9 protein-coding genes are annotated in these 17,732 nt (G+C 69.7%); 5 read left to right on the top strand and 4 right to left on the bottom strand.

The annotated features are described in order from the left end of the window. The first annotated feature begins 280 nt into the window (after positions 1-280). Positions 281-2,314, top strand: a complete 2,034-nt coding sequence (locus tag ABZX65_RS31490; protein WP_355347808.1) for a SpoIIE family protein phosphatase — start codon at positions 281-283, stop codon at positions 2,312-2,314. Between the two features lie 42 nt (positions 2,315-2,356). On the opposite strand, the gene ABZX65_RS31485 is transcribed toward ABZX65_RS31490, so the two are convergent. The 3 genes from ABZX65_RS31485 to ABZX65_RS31475 form a co-directional block, all read right to left on the bottom strand. Continuing rightward, positions 2,357-3,853, bottom strand: a complete 1,497-nt coding sequence (locus ABZX65_RS31485) for a hydrolase (RefSeq protein ID WP_355347705.1) — start codon at positions 3,851-3,853, stop codon at positions 2,357-2,359. Between the two features lie 351 nt (positions 3,854-4,204). After that, on the bottom strand, positions 4,205-6,337 hold the full coding sequence (locus tag ABZX65_RS31480) for a discoidin domain-containing protein (RefSeq protein WP_355347805.1): 2,133 nt from the start codon (positions 6,335-6,337) through the stop codon (positions 4,205-4,207). Between the two features lie 332 nt (positions 6,338-6,669). After that, positions 6,670-8,835, bottom strand: coding sequence for an NPCBM/NEW2 domain-containing protein (locus tag ABZX65_RS31475; protein WP_355347702.1), 2,166 nt, complete (start codon positions 8,833-8,835; stop codon positions 6,670-6,672). A gap of 231 nt (positions 8,836-9,066) precedes the next feature. On the opposite strand from ABZX65_RS31475, the gene ABZX65_RS31470 reads away from it, so the two are divergent. Next, the gene (locus ABZX65_RS31470; RefSeq protein WP_355347699.1) at positions 9,067-10,281 is read left to right on the top strand and encodes an aromatic acid exporter family protein; all 1,215 of its coding nucleotides are present in this window, start codon (positions 9,067-9,069) and stop codon (positions 10,279-10,281) included. A 67-nt stretch (positions 10,282-10,348) separates the two neighbouring features. Here ABZX65_RS31470 and ABZX65_RS31465 read toward each other — a convergent pair whose 3' ends face one another. Further along, positions 10,349-11,527: a PP2C family protein-serine/threonine phosphatase gene (locus tag ABZX65_RS31465; protein WP_355347696.1), complete on the bottom strand. Its 1,179-nt coding sequence runs from the start codon at positions 11,525-11,527 to the stop codon at positions 10,349-10,351. 201 nt (positions 11,528-11,728) lie between these two features. Between ABZX65_RS31465 and ABZX65_RS31460 the strand changes: the two genes are divergently transcribed. The 3 genes from ABZX65_RS31460 (at position 11,729) to ABZX65_RS31450 (ending at position 17,499) form a co-directional block, all read left to right on the top strand. Continuing rightward, a complete protein-coding gene (locus tag ABZX65_RS31460; protein WP_355347693.1) occupies positions 11,729-12,235 on the top strand; it encodes a MarR family transcriptional regulator in 507 nt (168 codons plus the stop codon). 235 nt (positions 12,236-12,470) lie between these two features. Beyond that, positions 12,471-12,842 carry an STAS domain-containing protein gene (locus tag ABZX65_RS31455; protein ID WP_355347690.1) on the top strand — a complete coding sequence of 124 codons (372 nt, stop codon included), beginning with the start codon at positions 12,471-12,473 and terminating at the stop codon, positions 12,840-12,842. Positions 12,843-13,215: 373 nt separating this feature from the next. Then, positions 13,216-17,499 (top strand): discoidin domain-containing protein, encoded by a 4,284-nt coding sequence (locus tag ABZX65_RS31450; RefSeq protein WP_355347687.1) that lies wholly within the window; start codon positions 13,216-13,218, stop codon positions 17,497-17,499. Positions 17,500-17,732 lie beyond the last annotated feature (233 nt).

Genomic DNA, 17,732 nt, shown 5'->3' with positions numbered 1-17,732 from the left:
GAGCCACCTGCACGAGCCGCCCAGAAGGCGGAAGCGCGGCCCCGTGGCGGAATGTGGGACGCTGGATAATGTCCCTCATGGCGATAAATCATGCCAAAGCTATCCTGGTGGTCCGTGTGGCCCGCCTCGCGGATGTGGTCAGATGACCGCCGCCCGACCCCGGAGCAGGTGCATGACGGCACGCAAGCGGCCACCAGGTGGCGGCTACGACCCCCGCGTGGGGCCTTTCCCGACGGGTCTGCCGACGGCCCCGGAGATCGGCCCCGGGGAGCGGCTTGCCATGAACGGCATGGGCACCTTCGACTGGGACCTCGACCTCGGCACCTTCGACCTCGACCAGGCGGGACTCGACGTCTTCGACCTGCGCCCGGAGGAATTCGACGGCCGGATCGACTCGCTGGTGCTGCGGGTGACCCCGGAGGAGAGCGCCCGCCTCGACATCGCGCTGCGCAGGGCCCTGCAAGCGGGCCGCCGCAGCTACGGCGGATACTTCCAGGTCACCCGCAGGGACGGCGCCAAGCAGTGGACGCACACCCAGGGCGCCATCCTGCGCGACGACCTCGGCAACGCGTACCGCGTCCTGGGCATCGTCAGGGACGCGACCGCCGAGCTGACCCAGACCCCCGCGCCCAGCACCCCGCCGCCGCGGCACGAGCGCCGCAGCCTGCCCTCGATCGTGCGCCGTACGATCGAGGCGCTGTCCACGGCCGTCACGGTCGACGACGTCATCGCGGTACTCACCGGCGCGGGCGGCCTGGAGCGCTTCGGCGCCGACGGACTGACGCTCGGCCTGATAGAGACCGGCAATCTCAAGGTGGTCGCCTTCAGTGGCCGGGAGATGTCCTTCTACGAGGGGCTGCGGCTGCGGCGGCTCGACGACTCGCTGCCGCTCACCCAGGCCGTCATCACGCAGCAGCCGCGGTTCGCCACGGACTTCCCGGCGCTGGCCGAGAAGTTTCCGCTGCTGCGCGCCCAGATGAAGCCCGGCGCGGGTGTCGACTCCGACAGCAACTTCGCGGCGGCCTTCCTGCCGCTGGTCGCCCAGGCCCGCTCCATCGGCGGCCTCGCGCTCTTCTACCACGACCGCACCGAATTCCGGCCGGAGGACCGCGAGCTGTACATGACGCTCGCGGGCATCCTGGCCCAGTCCCTCCAGCGCGCGATCCTCTTCGACCAGGAGCGGGAGTTCGCCACCGGCCTCCAGGCCGCGATGCTGCCCCGGCACATCCCGCGCGTCGACGGCGCCGAGATCGCCGTCCGCTACCACGCGGCGCGCAGCGGGCGGGAGGTCGGCGGCGACTGGTACGACGTGGTCGCGCTGCCGCAGAACCGGGTCGGCCTGGTCGTCGGCGACGTGCAGGGCCACGACACGCACGCCGCCGCCGTGATGGGCCAGCTCAGGATCGCACTGCGCGCGTACGCGGCCGAGGGCCACCCGCCGTCCACCGTGCTCGCCCGCGCCTCCCGCTTCCTGGCGGAACTGGACACCGAGCGCTTCGCCACCTGCGCCTACGCGCAGATCGACCTCGCCACCGGCTCCGTCTCCGCCGCCCGCGCGGGCCACCTCGGGCCGCTGATCCGGCACACGGACGGGCGTACGGGCTGGCCGAATGTGCGCGGCGGCCTGCCGCTGGGCCTGGCCACCACCCTGGAACTGCACGAGTTCCCCGAGACCCGGATCGACCTGGTGCCCGGCGAGACGCTGGTGTTCTGCACCGACGGCCTGGTCGAGGAGCGCGGTCTGGACATCACCATCGGTATGGAGGCGCTGGCCGAGGCGGTGCACTTCGGCCCGCAGCCCGCCGAGGCGCTCGCCGACCACCTCGCGGAGAACCTCTGGGAGCGCTGGGGCTCGGGCGACGACGTCGCGCTGCTGATCCTGCGCCGCGCCCCCGACACCGGCACCCCGCGCGCCCCGCGGATGCACAGCTACGTCCACCAGGCCGACCCCGAGGGCCTGGCCGACGCCCGGTCCGCCCTGCGGCAGGCGCTCACCGACTGGGGCCTGGCCGACCTCGCCGACGACGTGGAGCTCGCCGCGGGCGAGCTGCTGGTCAATGTGCTGCTGCACACCGAGGGCGGCGCCGTCCTCACCCTTGAGGTGCTGCCGGAACCGGTACGCCGGGTGCGGCTGTCGGTCCAGGACCGGTCGAGCGTCTGGCCGCGCCGCAGATCGCCCGGCGAGGCGGCCACCTCGGGCCGCGGCCTGCTGATGATCGACGCGCTCGCCGCCTGCTGGGGCGTGGAGCCGCGCGGCGACGGCAAGGCCGTCTGGTGCGAATTCGACCCGGACGAGACCGGTACGGACGGCTGAGCCCCCACTCCCGGGACCCGGCCGTCCGTACCGCGGCCGCGCTCAGCTCACGTTCAGCGCCGTGTCGTCGATGACGAACGAGGTCTGGAGCTTGGAGCCCTCGGTCCCGGTGAACTTGACGGTGACCGTCTGCCCCGCGTACGCGCCCAGGTTGAAGGTGCGCTGCTGGAAGCCGGAGGCCGCGTTGACGTTGGAGTACGTGGCCAGGGTGCTCAGTACGGTGCCGGAGGAGTTCAGGACCTGCGCCTTGAGCGTGTCGTAGGCGGTGGTGCCGGTCTCCGCGGTGTCGATGTGCAGCCAGAAGCTCAGACTCGCGGCGCAGCCCGCCGGGATGGTCGCCGACTGCGCGACGGTGTCCGTGGTGGCGGTCCCGTAACCGTCGAGCCACGCCTTGTACGAGCCGCTGTGCGCCGCCTGCGACGCGTTGTTGTTGATGACGCCGCTGGTCGCCGTCCACGACGAAGTGCCGGACTCGAAGCCGGGGTTGGCCAGGAGCTGGCGTGCGGTGCAGGTGCCGCCGGTCGGCGGGGTGGTCGGGGGAGTGGTGGGCGGCGTCGTGCCGCCCGATCCCGAACCCGCCAGCCAGGCCGTCGCGTTGAGCGCGAGCGCGGCGTCGGTGCCCGCCGGGTCGTCCCAGCCGTTGTAGAGGGTGTTGCCCGACTGGCCGGTGCCGTCGTCGGCGGGTGAGCTGTCACCCCAGATCGCCACCCGGCCGCTGCCGAAGGTGCTGGTGACGAAGAACGCGCCGGTGTTGCCGGACGAACCCGTCTTGTACAGCAGCCCCTTGACGTTCGGATTGTCGGCGGGCTTGAGGGTGAAGGTGGTGCCGTCGCGCAGGATGCTGCCCGTCACATTGCCGAACGGGCCGTGCAGCACCGGGTTGGACGCGTCACTGATCGCCCGCGGATTGTCGGTGCTGATGTCCAGCAGGTCGACGGAGAAGCCGAACGGGTCGGTGTTGTCGACCCCGTTGCTGGTCAGCAGGTCGTTGATGACGCAGGGGGAGTCGCAGCCGTCGTTGTTGCGGTCGCTGTTGTTGTGGTCGGAGATCAGGAAGAGCCCGCCGCCGTTCTGCACGAATTTCATCACGGCGGTCTTCTCGGCCGCGCTCAGCTTCACGTTCGGCTCGGGCAGCACGAAGGTGTCGAAGTTGCTGAGGTCCTGGGCGTTGGAGCTGTTGCCGTAGGTGATCGTGCGGCCGGACGGCAGGGTGTTGAGGGTGTACCCGCCCGCCTTCTGGAGCGCGACGCCCCAGGCGGAGAAGGCGCCGGTCCAGTCCGTCTCCTTGGTGGGGTTGGCGTTCTGGCCGAGCGGGTCGGGCTGGCTCGTGCTGATGATCCAGTCGGCGTTCCCGGCCGTCTCGGCCTTGGTGTTGTCGAAGAGCACGCGGTGCGTCGTCGCCGCGGCCGGCGCGACCGGGGCGCCGGGGGCGGCCTGAGCGGAGCCGCCGCTGAGACCGGCCGCGCCGAGCGCGATCGCGCCCAGTGCGGCTGCCGCGCCGATCAGCACACGGCTGCGGGGCACACGGGTTCCAAGCATCCGTCAACCTCCAGGTGGGGGGCGGTCAGTGGGGGTGCGGGAGATGATTCTGCGCGCGTAGAACCTGTGACTGATGTGCCGTGCGTTACGAGCGGGTGAATGCTGCCGGTCGGCTCTCGCCGCGCGCGTCCGGTGGGTGGGGGCCGGAAACTCCGCGCGTCACTCTAGGCTCATGACGCGACCCTGACAACATTGCCGCCCGGTGCGCCGGAGCGCGGATCGCGGTCCTCGAACCCCCCGACCCCCCGGTCCGGCAACCCCCTGCCCCGGACATACGTCCGCCTCCCCGTGTGAACCGTCATCACATACGGGGAGGCGGACGCGCCTACCGCGGCGGGCGCGGCGTCGCGGTTACTGCGACACGCGCACGTAGTCGATCAGCATGCGCTGCGGGAAGACCGTGGTGGCGTCGGGAGCTCCGGGCCAGTCACCGCCCACCGCGTTGTTGAGGATGATGTAGAACGGGTGGTCGTACACCCACGGACCCCTGGTCGCCTCCACTGTCGCCTTGTCGGCGGTGAAGAAGGCGTGGCCGTCCACCGAGAACGTCATGTGGTGGGAGTCCCAGTCCACGGCGTAGGTGTGGAAGTCCGAGGCGAAGTCGCTGCCCGCGAGGGTGTACGGGGACCCGTAACCGTTTCCGCCGTTGTAGGCGGGGGCGTGCAGCGTGGAGTAGACGGAGTCGGCGACCTTGCCGACGTGCTCCATGATGTCGATCTCACCGGAGTTGGGCCACGGCGTGCCCGTCTTGAAGTTGGACCCCAGCATCCAGAACGCGGGCCACAGACCCTGCGTGCCGCTCACCTTGATCCGCGCCTCGACGTGGCCGTAGGTGAAGTTGAAGTGGTCCGAGGTGTTGATCCGGCCCGAGGTGTACTGGTGGCCCTGGACATTCTCCTTCCTGGCCTCGATGACGAGGTTGCCGTTGCCGTCCATCGAGGTGTTGTCGCCGTTGGTGTAGTACTCCAGCTCGCCGTTCTGCCCGCCGCCGATGTCCTGGGTCCACTTGCCGGTGTCCGGCTTGGTGCCCGCGGCGCCGTTGAACTCGTCGCTCCACACCAGGTGCGTGGGGTTGCCCGGGTCGGGCGGCAGGGCGGGCGGCGCGGTGGGGTTGCCGCCGGTGCCGTAGACGTCGAAGGTCCACAGCGAGTACCCGTAGCCGTTGCTGCGCGCGGTGCCGTACATCCGCACGTAGCGGCCGGTGCCGTCCACGTTCAGGGTCTCCTTGAAGCCCTTGCCGGTGGTGGTGGAGTAGATGCTCGTCCAGTTGGTGTTGTCCGGCGAGACCTGGATCTGGTACGCGGTCGCGTAGGCCGGGTCCCACTGGAGGACGACCTGCGTGATGTGCGCGGTCGCGCCCAGGTCGACGCTGATCCAGCCGGGGTCGACCCAGCCGTTGGTGTCGCTGGTCGCCCACCGGGTGGCCGGGTCCTCGTCGAACGCCTTGGCCGGCGTGCAGCCGACGCAGCTATTGGCGTTCTGGTAGGTCGAGGCGGAGGCCGGCTTGTTGTACGACAGCAGGACCGCGCCGCCCGGCGGCGTGGTGGGCGGGGTGGTCGGGGGTGTGGTGGGGGGTGTGGTGGGGGGAGTGGTCGGCGGGGTCGTGCTGCCGCCGCCACCGGTGAAGATCTGGAACTCCCAGAGCGAGACGCCGTATTGGGTGGCGCGCGCGGTGGTGTAGACCCGGACGTAACGGCCGGTGCCGGTCAGGGTGATCAGCTCGGTCGCGCCGGGGCTCGTGGTGGTGGAGTAGGCGTTCGTCCAGGTCGTGCCGTTGGCCGAGACCTGGATCTGGTACGCCTTCGCGTACGCCGTCTCCCAGCTCAACTGCACACCGCACACGTTCTGCGAACTGCCCAGGTCGACCTGGAGCCACTGCGGGTCGGCCGCCGCGCTGGACCAGCGGGTGCCCATGTTGCCGTCGACCGCGGCCGACGCGGGAGTGCCCGCGTTCTCCGTGGACGAGGCCGTCGCGGGCTTGTTCAGCGCGGAGTTGGCCGTACCGCAGGCCGCGTTGCCCGTGCCGGTGGAGCCGTAGACCTTGAACTCCCAGAGCGAGACGCCGTATTGGGTGGCGCGCGCCGTGGTGTTGATCCGGACGTAGCGTCCGGAGCCGGTGACGTCGAGGGTTTCGGTGCCACCGGCGCCGGTCGTGGTGCTGTAGACGTTCGTCCAGGTCGTGCCGTTGGCCGAGACCTGGATCTGGTACGCCTTCGCGTACGCCGTCTCCCAGTTGAGCACCACCTGGGAGAGGGTGGACGTGGCGCCGAGGTCGACCTGGAGCCACTGCGGGTCGGCCGCCGCGCTGGACCAGCGGGTGCCGAGGTCGCCGTCGACCGCGGCCGACGCGGGCGTGCCCGCGTTCTCCGTGGAGGAGGCGGTGGCCGGTTTCGCCTGCGAGAGCAGGGTGCTCGCGGCCTTGGCCGGAGTCTGTGAGACCGCCAGCGCGAGCGTCGCGACGAGGGCCGCGACGAAGGCGAAGATCAGCGATCTGGGGAATCGTGTCGTGGGGGACGGAAGGGTCTGTGGGGGGTTGCCGATCACGGCGTCTCCTGATTGGTCGCCGAGCGAGAGAGCGCTCTCTGAATGCTGCGATGATTACGGGGCTGTTGCTGACACGTCAAGAAAGTGAACGAGATTCGCCCCGCGAATTCACTCGGGTCCGCCTTGATGTCGACACCCGAAGGGTCAACGAACCACTCGTCCCGATAAGGGAGTTAAGCGGCTTGTCGCTGTGTGCAAGAGCTTGAGACGGTGAACACCACGATGGCGGCGGAGAAAAATCTCCGCCGCCATGATTGGTCCAGTCCTGCGCGTCAGCCGCAGGTCAGTACCGGCCCCGCCCAGTCGGCGTGGTCGGAGTCGTTGCCGTTGCCGCCGTCGGTGACCACCAACCGCAGCTCCGTACCGCCGCTCAGAGCGGCCGTCAGATGGCGGGCCGTGTCACTGCCGGTCACCACCCCGCTGTCGGCGACCAGCGTCGAGTCGCGGTAGATCTGGAAGTCCACCGAGCCCTTGCTGCCGACCTCGTCGTCCACCCCCACGTCGGCGGTGACCGAGGAGCACCCGCCGCCCAGGTAGTAGACGACCGTGCTGGCCGCGTGCACGCCCAGCCCCTTGCTGTACGTGGTGCCGCCGACGGTGAGCGTCCTGCCGTCGCCAGCGGCCTGTTCGCCGTTGCTGCGGTCGCGCTCGACCGGGCCCCAACCGCTCACCGCCGACGACCAGTTGAGGTCGCTGAGGGCGTGCGTGCCGGCCGAAGGGCCTTTGCCGCAGGCCATCTTGGCGTCGGCCCAGTCGGCGTGGTCGTAGTTCATGCCGTCGCCCGCGTCGGTGGCCACCAGCCGCAGCGTCGTCCCTCCGGTCAGGTCGGCGGTCAGGTGCGCCGCCGCGTCGTTGCCCGTACGGGTCCCGCTGTCGGCGACCAGGGTGGAGTCGCGGTAGATCTGGAAGTCCACCGAGCCGTTGCTCCCCACCTCGTCGTCCACCCCGACGTCCACGGTCAGCTTTCCGCACAGACCGCCGACGTAGTAGGAGATGTCACTGGGCGCGTGCACCCCGAGCCCCTTCGCGTACGTGGTCCCGCCGATGGTGAGCGTCCTGCCGTCGCCCGCGGCCTGTTCGCCGTTGCTGTGGTCGCGCTCGACCGGGCCCCAGGCGTTCACCGCCGAGGTCCACGACAGGTCGCTCAGCTCGTTGAGCCCGGTCGGCGGCGGCACCGGGCTGCCCGGGGTGACCCGGAACATCACCGTGCCGTGCGCGGGCACCGACGCGCTGATCGTGCCGCCGGTGCTCGATGTCGCCTTGGACCACAGGTCCTTGAGCGCGTACGAGGACGCGCCGCCGACGCCGACGGCCTGCGCGGTGGTGCTGACGGTCTGGGCGGAGGCGTTCTCATTGGTGAGCGTCACCGCGCGGTCGCCGTTGGCCAGCGGCTTCGACATCACCACGAGCCCGCCGGAGGAGGAGACCACCGAGCCCTGCTTGCCCAACGGGTCCTGGTCCACCGCGATCACGTCGGCGTTCTTCAGGATCGTCAGCGTGGCGGCGGACGCGGTCCTGATGTCGCTGCCGATCAGCAGCGGCGAGGCCATCTCCGACCAGAGGCTGAAGTGGGTGCGGTACTCGGTGTCGGTCATGCCGCCGTTGCCGACCTCCAGCATGTCCGGGTCGTTCCACGCGCCGGGCTTGGCGTACGGCGCGAGCTGCTGGTTCTGGTGCGCGATGTTGATCATGCTGGACCACGAGTCGCTGATGTCCCCGGTCGTACGCCAGGAGTTGCCGACCGCGGGCGCCCAGTTCCACGGCTGGTTGGAGCCCCATTCGCAGATGCTGTAGAGGATCGGCCGGCCGGTGGCCTTCAGCGCGTCGCCCATCGCCTTGTAGCGCTGCTGCGCGTCGACGTTGTTGTTGTTGCAGTTGTCGTACTTGAGGTAGTCCACGCCCCAGGACGCCCACAGGTTGGCGTCCTGCTGCTCGTGGCCGAGGCCGCCGGGGAAGCCCGCGCTGTTGCAGGTCTTGGTGCCCGCGGAGGAGTAGAGGCCGAATTTCAGCCCCTTGGAGTGGACGTAGTCGGCGACGTTCTTGATGCCGTCGGGGAAGCGCACGGGGTCGGCGACGAGGTTGCCCGAGGCGTCGCGGCTGGGCAGCGCCCAGCAGTCGTCCAGGTTGACGTAGGTGTATCCGGCGGCCTTGAGGCCCTGGGAGACGAAGAGGTCGGCGATGCCCTTGACCATCGCCTCGTTGAACTGGGACCCGCAGCCGGTGGAGTTCCAGTTGTTGAAACCCATCTGCGGGGTCAGGGCCAGGCCGTTGTCGAGGGCCGCGGCCGGTGGCGCGGCGGCGATCTGAGCGGTCACGGCGGCGGTCGCGGCCAGTGCGGTGAGTCCGGCTCCCGCCCCGGCGACGAGGGTGAGCGACGCGGCCGAGGCCGCGAGACGCTGCCGGAGGTGGTGTGTTTTGGTGTGTCGTTCGTGCGGCATGTGCGGCTCCGAGTCATTTCAATGGCGCACAATCCAACGGGGTCGAACGAAAGCAACCACATTTCAGCGGTGCAGCGTGAGCATGTCAATAAGCGCGGTGCGGTGAACCCCGAAGTGCCGTGCGCCAATCCCGAATGACCGTACGAGGCGCGCCACCGGCCGTTCCGGAGGAGATCGACTTTAGGGTGGGCCCGGACCACTGAGATCGCCGAGAGCGGGAACGTGCACGGGATGCCCGACGTACCAGAACCCATGGTCAAGCTGGTCCGGTGGACCACGGAACCGGCCGCGGCCCAGACCCTCAGGTCCACCGCCGCGGCCGTCATCGCCTATGTCGCCGCCGTCCAGCTCACCCCGCAGCCCGCCCCGCTGACCGCGCCACTGACGGCTCTGCTGGTCGTCCAGGTCACCCTCTACTCCACGCTGACCACCGGCATCCGGCGGGTGAACTCGGTGGTGGTCGGCGTCCTGATCGCCATCGGCTTCAGCGCGCTGGTCGGGCTGAGCTGGTGGAGCCTGGGTCTGACGATCTTCAGCGCGCTGCTGATCGGCCGCGTCGTACGGGTCGGCGAGTTCGTGCCCGAGGTCGCGATCAGCGCGATGCTCGTCCTCGGCGTGACCCGGGTCGCGGACACCGCGTGGGACCGGGTGCTGGAGACGCTGATCGGCGCGGGCGTCGGCCTGCTGTTCAACCTGCTGTTCGCGCCGCCGGTCTGGGTGCAGTCCGCGGGCGGCTCCATCGAGTCGCTGTCCCGCCGGATGGGCGCCCTCTTCCGCGACATGGGCGGCGAGCTGGCCGGACACCTCCCCGTCGAGCGCGCCGCCGCCCGGCTGCACGAGGCGCGCCGCGTCGACCACGACATCGTCGAGGTCGACGCCTCGCTGCGGCAGGCGGAGGACAGCCTGCGGTGGAATCCGCGGGTCCGCGAGGGCGTGCTCTCCCGGATCGTGCTGCGGACGGGGCTCGACACCCTGGAGATCTGCGCGGTGGTGCTGCGCGTGCTGTCCAGGACGCTCACCGACCTCGCCAAGCACCGCACCGAGGAGTCGCTGTTCCCCGACGACGTCGCCGTCGAACTGGAGGAGCTGTTCGACCACGTGGCGCACGCGATCGAGAGCTTCGCCGTACTGATCACCACCCAGGTCGCGGCCAACGCGCAGTCGGCGGAGGAGCAGCTGGCGCAGGCCCTCACCGACAGCACGGCCAGCCGCGACAGGACCGCCCAGCTGCTGCTCGCCAAGGTGCGCGAGCACCCCCGGCAGTGGCAGCTGCACGGCGCGCTGCTGGCCGAGGTCGACCGCATCCTGGACGAGCTGGCCGTCGAGAAGCGGTCCGAGCGCCTGGTGGAGGAGCTGGACCGCTACTCGCGCGAGCAGAGCGACCGGCACCCCTGGCTGCACATGATCAAGAAGCGGCTGGGCGCTGCCCGTGCGGTCCTGCGCTGACGGCCGGCGCGCGAGCTCGCGTCAACGTACGGCTGACGTGCGCGGCGACCGTATACGACCGTACGGCTCAGGCCCCGGTCTCCTCCTGCGGGCCGAACCAGTCGAGGCAGACCACCAGCGCGTCGTCGTCCGCTTCGTGCCCCCGGTAGTCGGGCAGCTCGCGCAGCACCGCGCCCGGCACGTCGGCGGCGGGCAGCAGACTCGTCGCCGACAGGCCGCGGATCAGCGCCCGGTCGCCGTACGCGTCGCCCTCGGGGGAGTACGTGGCGTAGACGCCGTCGCTGGCGAACAGCAGCCGGTCGCCGGGCAGCACCTGGAACTCCTCGGCCACGTACAGGGTCTCCTCGAACATCCCGAGCGGCAGCTGCTCGTCGAATGCCACCCGCTCGACGGTCTTGCCGCGCTGCCGCCACAGCCGGGGCGACCCGGCGTCCACCACCTGCACCACACCGCTGGGCACGTCGAAGGAGAGCAGCAGCGTGGCGACGTGGGCGGCGCCGCGGTAGCGCGACCACAGCGCCTGGTCGGCGAGCGCGGCCTGGTCGGCGATGCCGATGCCCGCCCGGCGCGCGTTGCGCAGCGCGTTGACGGCCAGGCTGGTCAGCAGGGACGCGTCGATGCCCGCGCCCATGCCGTTGGTGATGGCCAGGGTCAGGGTGTCCGGGCTGGCCGACCAGTCGAAGTTGTCGCCGTGGATGGCGTAGGCGGGCTCCAGTTGGGCGCCGAGCGCGTACTCGGGCCGGGCGAAGGCGCGGCCCGGCAGCAGCTCCCACTGCATCTCGGCCGCCAGGGTGAGCCGCGTGGCCCTGCGCGCGATCAGATAGTGGTCGGTGTCCCGCTCGGCGACCACCAGTTCGCGTCCGAGCAGCTCCGCCACCTCGGCCAGCTCGCCGACGCCCTGCACGGCGTGCCGGTCGGCGGGCAGCACGACCGTGAGGATGCCCAGCCGGTCGCCGCGCACGGTGACCGGCAGATGCACGGTGACCTCGCCGTCCCGCCCCGCGCGCTGCTCCACCGGCTGCTGGCTGCCGAACGCCCTGCCCTGCGGGGTGTTGTGCACCGGCAGCGAGAGCCTGGCGGGCGCCGAGACGTCGACCGACTGGAGCACCGTGGTGCTGTAGTCGGCCAGCAGCAGGTCGGCCGAGACCGTGCCGTAGTGCTCGGCCAGCGCGGTGCGCGCGGTGTCCAGCAGAGCGTAGGGAGCCGCGGAGCGCAGAGCGCGTTCTACGGCCAGGAAGTTCGTCACGGGCGGGACAGCCTTTGCGATCGGTGGGAGAGACGGCGTGTGGGGGGCTGAAGCGGTGCTGACGGACAGTGGCGGTGAAGGGGGTCGGGGACGGCGGCCGAGGTGAGGGCGGGGTGACGAGGTGGGCGCGGCGGGTGGCAGGGGGCCCGTGCGGGGAGGCGCGGGCTGACAAACCGCCGTCGTCAGTGGCACAGTGGCCAGGTGCCCCACATCGTTCCGCCTCACCGCCATGAGCAGGTCGCTCATGAAGCCAGTGCTGTGTCGGAACTGCTGGAGGTCCTGTGGGGGAGAGGCCAGGAGGCCGCACCGTCCGGCCCCCTGTCACCGTCGCAGGTGCGGGCGCTGTTCGCGATCGAACAGTACGAGGGCGCCAATCTGCGGACACTGGGCGACGCGCTGGGATCGCGGCCGTCCTCGGTGAGCAGGCTCTGCGACCGGCTGGAGGCGGTCGGTCTGGTGGACCGGCAGACGAGCCCGACCAGCCGCCGCGAGGTGGAACTGCGGCTGACCCGGCGCGGGCACGCGGCACTCGCCGAATTCCGCGACTTCAGGGCCCGCGAGGTGAAGGCCGTGCTGGGCCGGATGGCGCCGGACGAGCTGGCGGCGCTCGCCGAGGGACTGACGGCCTTCCGCCGTGCCGCCGCCGGTGCGGCCGTACCCGGTGCGACCACCGCCGACCCCGCACGCCGTGCGGCGGACTCCGCCTAGCATCACGCACCGCTCCCCGCCCCGGGCGCTGTCGCCCGCGCACTCGCATCCCGACCCGCACCCATGCCGTGACACGAACACGTGTGCGTCGGCACAGACTCTTGTCCGATGGATATTGTTGTCAAGTGGCAACGATCTTACTAGGGTGGCTCGCGTGACTGCGCATGTCGGGCAGCGCGGGGGCGACGGAACGCCTCGTACGGCCGCCGGTGCGGCAGAGAGTGAAGGAAGCGCTGTGAGCGGTGGCGGAGAGGGTGCCGGGAGACCGGTCGAGGTGGCCGTCCGCCGGGCCGGGACCGCGCTGGTCCTCGCCTTGCGCGGCGAGCTCGACCTGGAAACCCTGGAGCCGCTGCGGGCTGCGCTGGCCGCGGCCAGGCGCGACGACGCGCCCCGCGTGGTGCTCGATCTGTCGCAGGTCACTTTCTGTGACTCCTCCACGGTGAACGAGTTGCTGCGGGCCGATGTCGATCTTGGCCCCGGTCGCCTGTGGCTCGCCGCTCCCTCTCCCTTCGTCGCCCGGCTCTTCGGCCTGGTCGGACTGCCGATGGTGCTGGCCGTCCGTGACTCCGTCGAAGAGGCGCTGGCCGGCTCCGACGACCGCGCGTAACGCTCGGCGCCGCACTGCGCGCCTTCCCCTGAAGCACGGGGGCGAACCCGCTGTGACGTGAGACCGCTCTCACGCGTACCCACTGTCACCCGACCCGCCCACGCGCGGGCGCTCAGGCATGTCCGGAAACCGGCAGGTCCGCCAACTGGCTTTGCCATGGCATGAATCGTTGCCTTCCGAGGCGTAGACGCCGCCGTAGCGCGTCTGTAACACTCTGCCAACACAAACGCAAATTTTTCGCAGAACAACGATGGATCTGCATGGGAAGAGCGCAACTTCATATGCTCAACCCGCACGTTTCGGATAGTCCGTCTCCTGAACCTCCCACCGCTCCGGTCGCGACGAAGCGCCGGACACGACATAGAGGGACGCTATGAGAACGAAGCGCTCCATCCCACGGCTGATGGCGGGGGTGACCGCGACGAGCCTGCTGCTCCTGGGCGGGTCCGCTCTTCCCGCCATGGCATCGGGAGAGCCAAGTCCGGCGACCGACAGCGCGGTCTCGGTCAGTAGCACCAGCGGCAAGAACAGCGCCGCCCACCTCAACGACGGCGACCAGAACACCTATTGGCAGAGTTCGGGCAAGTCCCTGCCGCAGTGGGCGCAGATCGACCTGGGCCGCACCACCCGCATCGACCAGGTGCGGCTGAAGGTCCCCTCGGGGTGGAAGTCCAGGTCGGAGACGCTCTCGATCCAGGCGAGCGAGGACGGCGAGACCTTCAACACCCTGGTCGGCTCGGCGAAGTACACCTTCAGCCCGTCGACCGGCAACACCGTCAAGATCTCCTTCCCGGCCTCCATGGCGCACTACGTGCGCGCCGAGGTGACCGGGAACTCCGCCGGGTCCTCCGCCCAGCTCTCCGAGATCACCGCGCAGGCCGCCGCGGCCTCGACGGTCAACCTCGCCAAGGGCAAGCCGACCGCGGAGTCCAGCCACGCGGACGTCTACGGCTCGGGCAACGCCGTTGACGGTGACGCGAATTCGTACTGGGAGAGCTCCAACAACGCCTTCCCGCAGTGGCTCCGGGTCGACCTCGGTTCCGCGGTGGCGGTCAACCAGGTCGTGCTGAAGCTGCCGCCGGCCACGAGCTGGTCGACGCGCACGCAGACCCTGGCCGTCCAGGGCAGCACCAACGGCACCACGTTCACCGACATCGTCGCCTCGGCGGGTTACTCCTTCAACCCGTCGTCGGCCAACACGGTGACCATCAACTTCAACTCGACGACGACCCGGTACGTCCGGCTGAACATCACCGGCAACACCGGCTGGCCCGCGGGCCAGATATCCGAGTTCGAGGTGTACGGGCCGACGACCGGTGACACCACCGCGCCGACCGCGCCCGCCAACCTGGCGTACACCCAGCCCGCGTCCGGCCAGGTCAAGCTGACCTGGAGCGCCTCCACCGACGACACGGGCGTCACCGGCTACGACGTGTACGCCAACGGCGCGCTGCGTACCTCGGTGGCCGGGAACGTGCTGACGTACACCGACAGCCAGCCCGACACCGCGACCGTGGCGTACTACGTGGTCGCCAAGGACGCGGCGGGCAACCAGTCGGCGCACAGCAACACCGTGACGCGCACCGGCACCTCGGGTGACACGCAGGCGCCGACCGCACCGGGCAGCCTGGCGTACACCCAGCCCGCCTCCGGCCAGATCAAGCTGACCTGGACGGCGTCGAGCGACAACGTCGGTGTCACCGGCTACGAGGTCTTCCGCAACGGCAGCCAGATCGCCACCACCGCGGCCAACGTGCTGACCTACACCGACAGCCAGCCCGACACCGCGACCGTCTCGTACTTCGTACGGGCCAAGGACGCGGCCGGGAACGAGTCGGCGAACAGCAACACGGTGACCCGCAACGGCACCAGCGTCGGCGGTACGAACCTGGCGGTCGGCAAGCCGATCGTCGCGTCCGCCACCGTGCAGAACTTCGTCGCCGCCAACGCCAACGACGACAGCCTGTCGACGTACTGGGAAGGCAGCGGCACCAGCACCCTGACCGTCTCGCTGGGCTCCAACGTGGACACCAGCTCCGTGGTGGTCAAGCTCAACCCCGACGCCTCGTGGGGCAACCGGACCCAGACCATCGCGGTCTCCGGCCGGGAGCAGAGCGCGAGCACGTTCACCCAGCTCTCGCCCGCGACCGCGTACAACTTCAGCCCGTCCACCGGCAACTCGGTGACGATCCCGGTCTCCGGCCGGGTCGCTGACGTGCGCCTCACCTTCAGCTCCAACACCGGTGCGGGCGGCGGCCAGGCGGCCGAGTTCCAGGTCATCGGCGTACCGGGGCCCAACCCCGATCTGACCGTCAGCTCCCTGACGGCCTCGCCCGCCTCGCCGATCGAGACCGACCCGATCACGCTCAGCGCGACGGTGAAGAACATCGGCACCGACGCGGCGGCCTCCACCGACGTCAACTTCTACCTCGGCACCACCAAGGTCGGCACCGGCACCGTCGGCGCGCTGGCCGCGGGCGCGAGCAGCGTCGTGACCGCCAACATCGGCGCGAAGGACGCGGGCAGCTACCAGCTCACCGCCAAGGTCGACGAGTCCAACAAGGTCGTCGAGCAGAACGAGACCAACAACAGCTACACCAACCCGACCGCCCTGGTGGTCAAGCCGGTCGACACCTCCGACCTGGTGGCCTCGCCGGTCGCCTGGTCGCCGGGCAACCCGTCGGCGGGCAACAACGTCAACTTCTCGGTGGCCATCAAGAACCAGGGCACCGTGGCCTCGGCGAGCGGCGCGCACAACGTCACGCTCACCCTGGCCGACGCCACCACCGGCAGTGTCATCAAGACGCTGACCGGCTCCTACAGCGGCGCCATCGCGGCCGGAGCGACCACCAGCCCGATCAACCTGGGTAGCTGGACCGCGGTCAACGGCAAGTACACCGTGAAGACGGTGATCGCCGTCGACGCCAACGAGGTGGCGACCAAGCAGGCCAACAACACCAGCACCCTGTCCTTCTTCGTCGGTCGCGGCGCCAACATGCCGTACGACTCGTACGAGGCCGAGGACGGCGTGCTCGGCGGCGGCGCCCAGGTCGTCGGTCCCAACCGGACCGTCGGCGACATCGCGGGCGAGGCGTCCGGCCGCAAGGCGGTGACGCTCAACTCCACCGGGCAGTCGGTGTCCTTCACCACCCGCGCCAGCACCAACACGCTGGTGGTCCGCTACTCCATCCCGGACGCCGCGGGCGGCGACGGCATCAACTCCAACCTGAACGTCTACGTCAACGGCACGTTCCTCAAGGCCATCGACCTGACGTCCAAGTACGCCTGGCTGTACGGCAACGAGACCGGCCCCGGCAACAGCCCGGGTGCGGGCGGCCCCCGTCACATCTACGACGAGGCCAACCTGCTGCTCGGGACGACCGTCCCGGCGGGCAGCACGATCAAGCTCCAGAAGGACGCCGCGAACACCAGCACGTACGCGATCGACTTCATCAACACCGAGCAGGCCACGGTGATCCCGAACCCGGACCCGACGAAGTACGTCGTGCCGGCCGGCTTCACCCAGCAGGACGTGCAGAACGCCCTGGACGCGGCGCGACAGGACACCACCAAGCTCGGCGTCTACCTGCCGACCGGTGACTACTCGACCGCCCAGAAGTTCCAGGTCTACGGCCGGTCGATCAAGGTGATCGGCGCCGGTCCGTGGTTCACCCGCTTCCGCACTCCGGCCGACCAGTCGAACACCGACGCCGGATTCCGCGCGGACGCCACCGCCAACGGGACGACGTTCTCCGGATTCGCGTTCTTCGGCAACTACACCTCGCGCATCGACGGTCCCGGAAAGGTCTTCGACCTCTCCAACGTGGCCAACATGACCATCGACAACATCTGGGTCGAGCACACGGTCTGCATGTACTGGGGTGCCAACACCGACAACATGGTGATCAGCAACTCCCGTATCCGTGACACGTTCGCCGACGGCGTCAACATGACGAACGGCTCCACGGACAACCACGTCTTCAACAACGAGTCGCGGGCGACCGGTGACGACAGCTTCGCGCTGTTCTCCGCCATCGACGCCGGCGGCGCGGACGAGAAGAACAACGTGTTCGAGAACCTGACGTCGCTGCTGACCTGGCGCGCGGCGGGCGTCGCGGTGTACGGCGGGTACAACAACACCTTCCGGAACATCTACATCGCGGACACCCTGGTCTACTCCGGAGTCACCGTCAGCTCGCTGGACTTCGGTTACGCGATGAACGGCTTCGGAACCGTGCCGACCAACATCCAGAACGTGTCGCTCGCCAGAACGGGCGGTCACTTCTGGAACGGCCAGACCTTCCCCGCCATCTGGCTGTTCTCGGCCTCGAAGGTGTTCCAGGGAATCCGCATCAGCGATGTGGACATCACCGATCCGACGTACAGCGGCATCATGTTCCAGACCAACTACGTGGGCGGTCAGCCGCAGTTCCCGATCACGGACACCATCTTGACCAACATCTCGATCACCGGTGCCCACAAGAGCGGTGACGCGTACGACGCGAAGTCGGGATTCGGTCTGTGGGCCAATGAGCTGCCGGAGGCCGGCCAGGGACCGGCCGTTGGTTCCGTCACCTTCAACGGTCTGCACCTGAGCGACAACTTCCAGGACATCAAGAACACCACCTCGACCTTCACCATCAAGGTCAACAACTAAGGGCAGCCGCTGAGGAGCGGCCGTCAGCTGGGAGGTGTCCGCGTTCGGCTCTCGAACGCGGGCACCTCCCGCATGCGTTCGCGGGCGGGGTTGGAGAGCAAAAGGCGTGCGGTTGTCTTCAGTTGGTGAACGTGAGGGCTTGACGTGGCATTGGTCTAGTCCTACCTTCGCCGATGCGCCCTCAGTCATGTCGGAGTCCGCCGTTCACGGATCAGAACCGATCCGGGTGCGCG

Origin of the sequence: Streptomyces sp. NPDC003300 (assembly GCF_040610915.1) — a bacterium.
Taxonomy (GTDB): domain Bacteria; phylum Actinomycetota; class Actinomycetes; order Streptomycetales; family Streptomycetaceae; genus Actinacidiphila.
Note: the sequence above shows the minus strand (reverse complement) of the source record. Positions and strands in the feature narration are given on the sequence as shown.

Coding starts and splice junctions, on each gene's coding strand:
- ABZX65_RS31490 (WP_355347808.1), top strand. CDS start 281: ATGAACGGCATGGGCACCTTCGACTGGGACCTCGACCTCGGCACCTTC.
- ABZX65_RS31485 (WP_355347705.1), bottom strand. CDS start 3,853: ATGCTTGGAACCCGTGTGCCCCGCAGCCGTGTGCTGATCGGCGCGGCA.
- ABZX65_RS31475 (WP_355347702.1), bottom strand. CDS start 8,835: ATGCCGCACGAACGACACACCAAAACACACCACCTCCGGCAGCGTCTC.
- ABZX65_RS31470 (WP_355347699.1), top strand. CDS start 9,067: ATGCCCGACGTACCAGAACCCATGGTCAAGCTGGTCCGGTGGACCACG.
- ABZX65_RS31450 (WP_355347687.1), top strand. CDS start 13,216: ATGAGAACGAAGCGCTCCATCCCACGGCTGATGGCGGGGGTGACCGCG.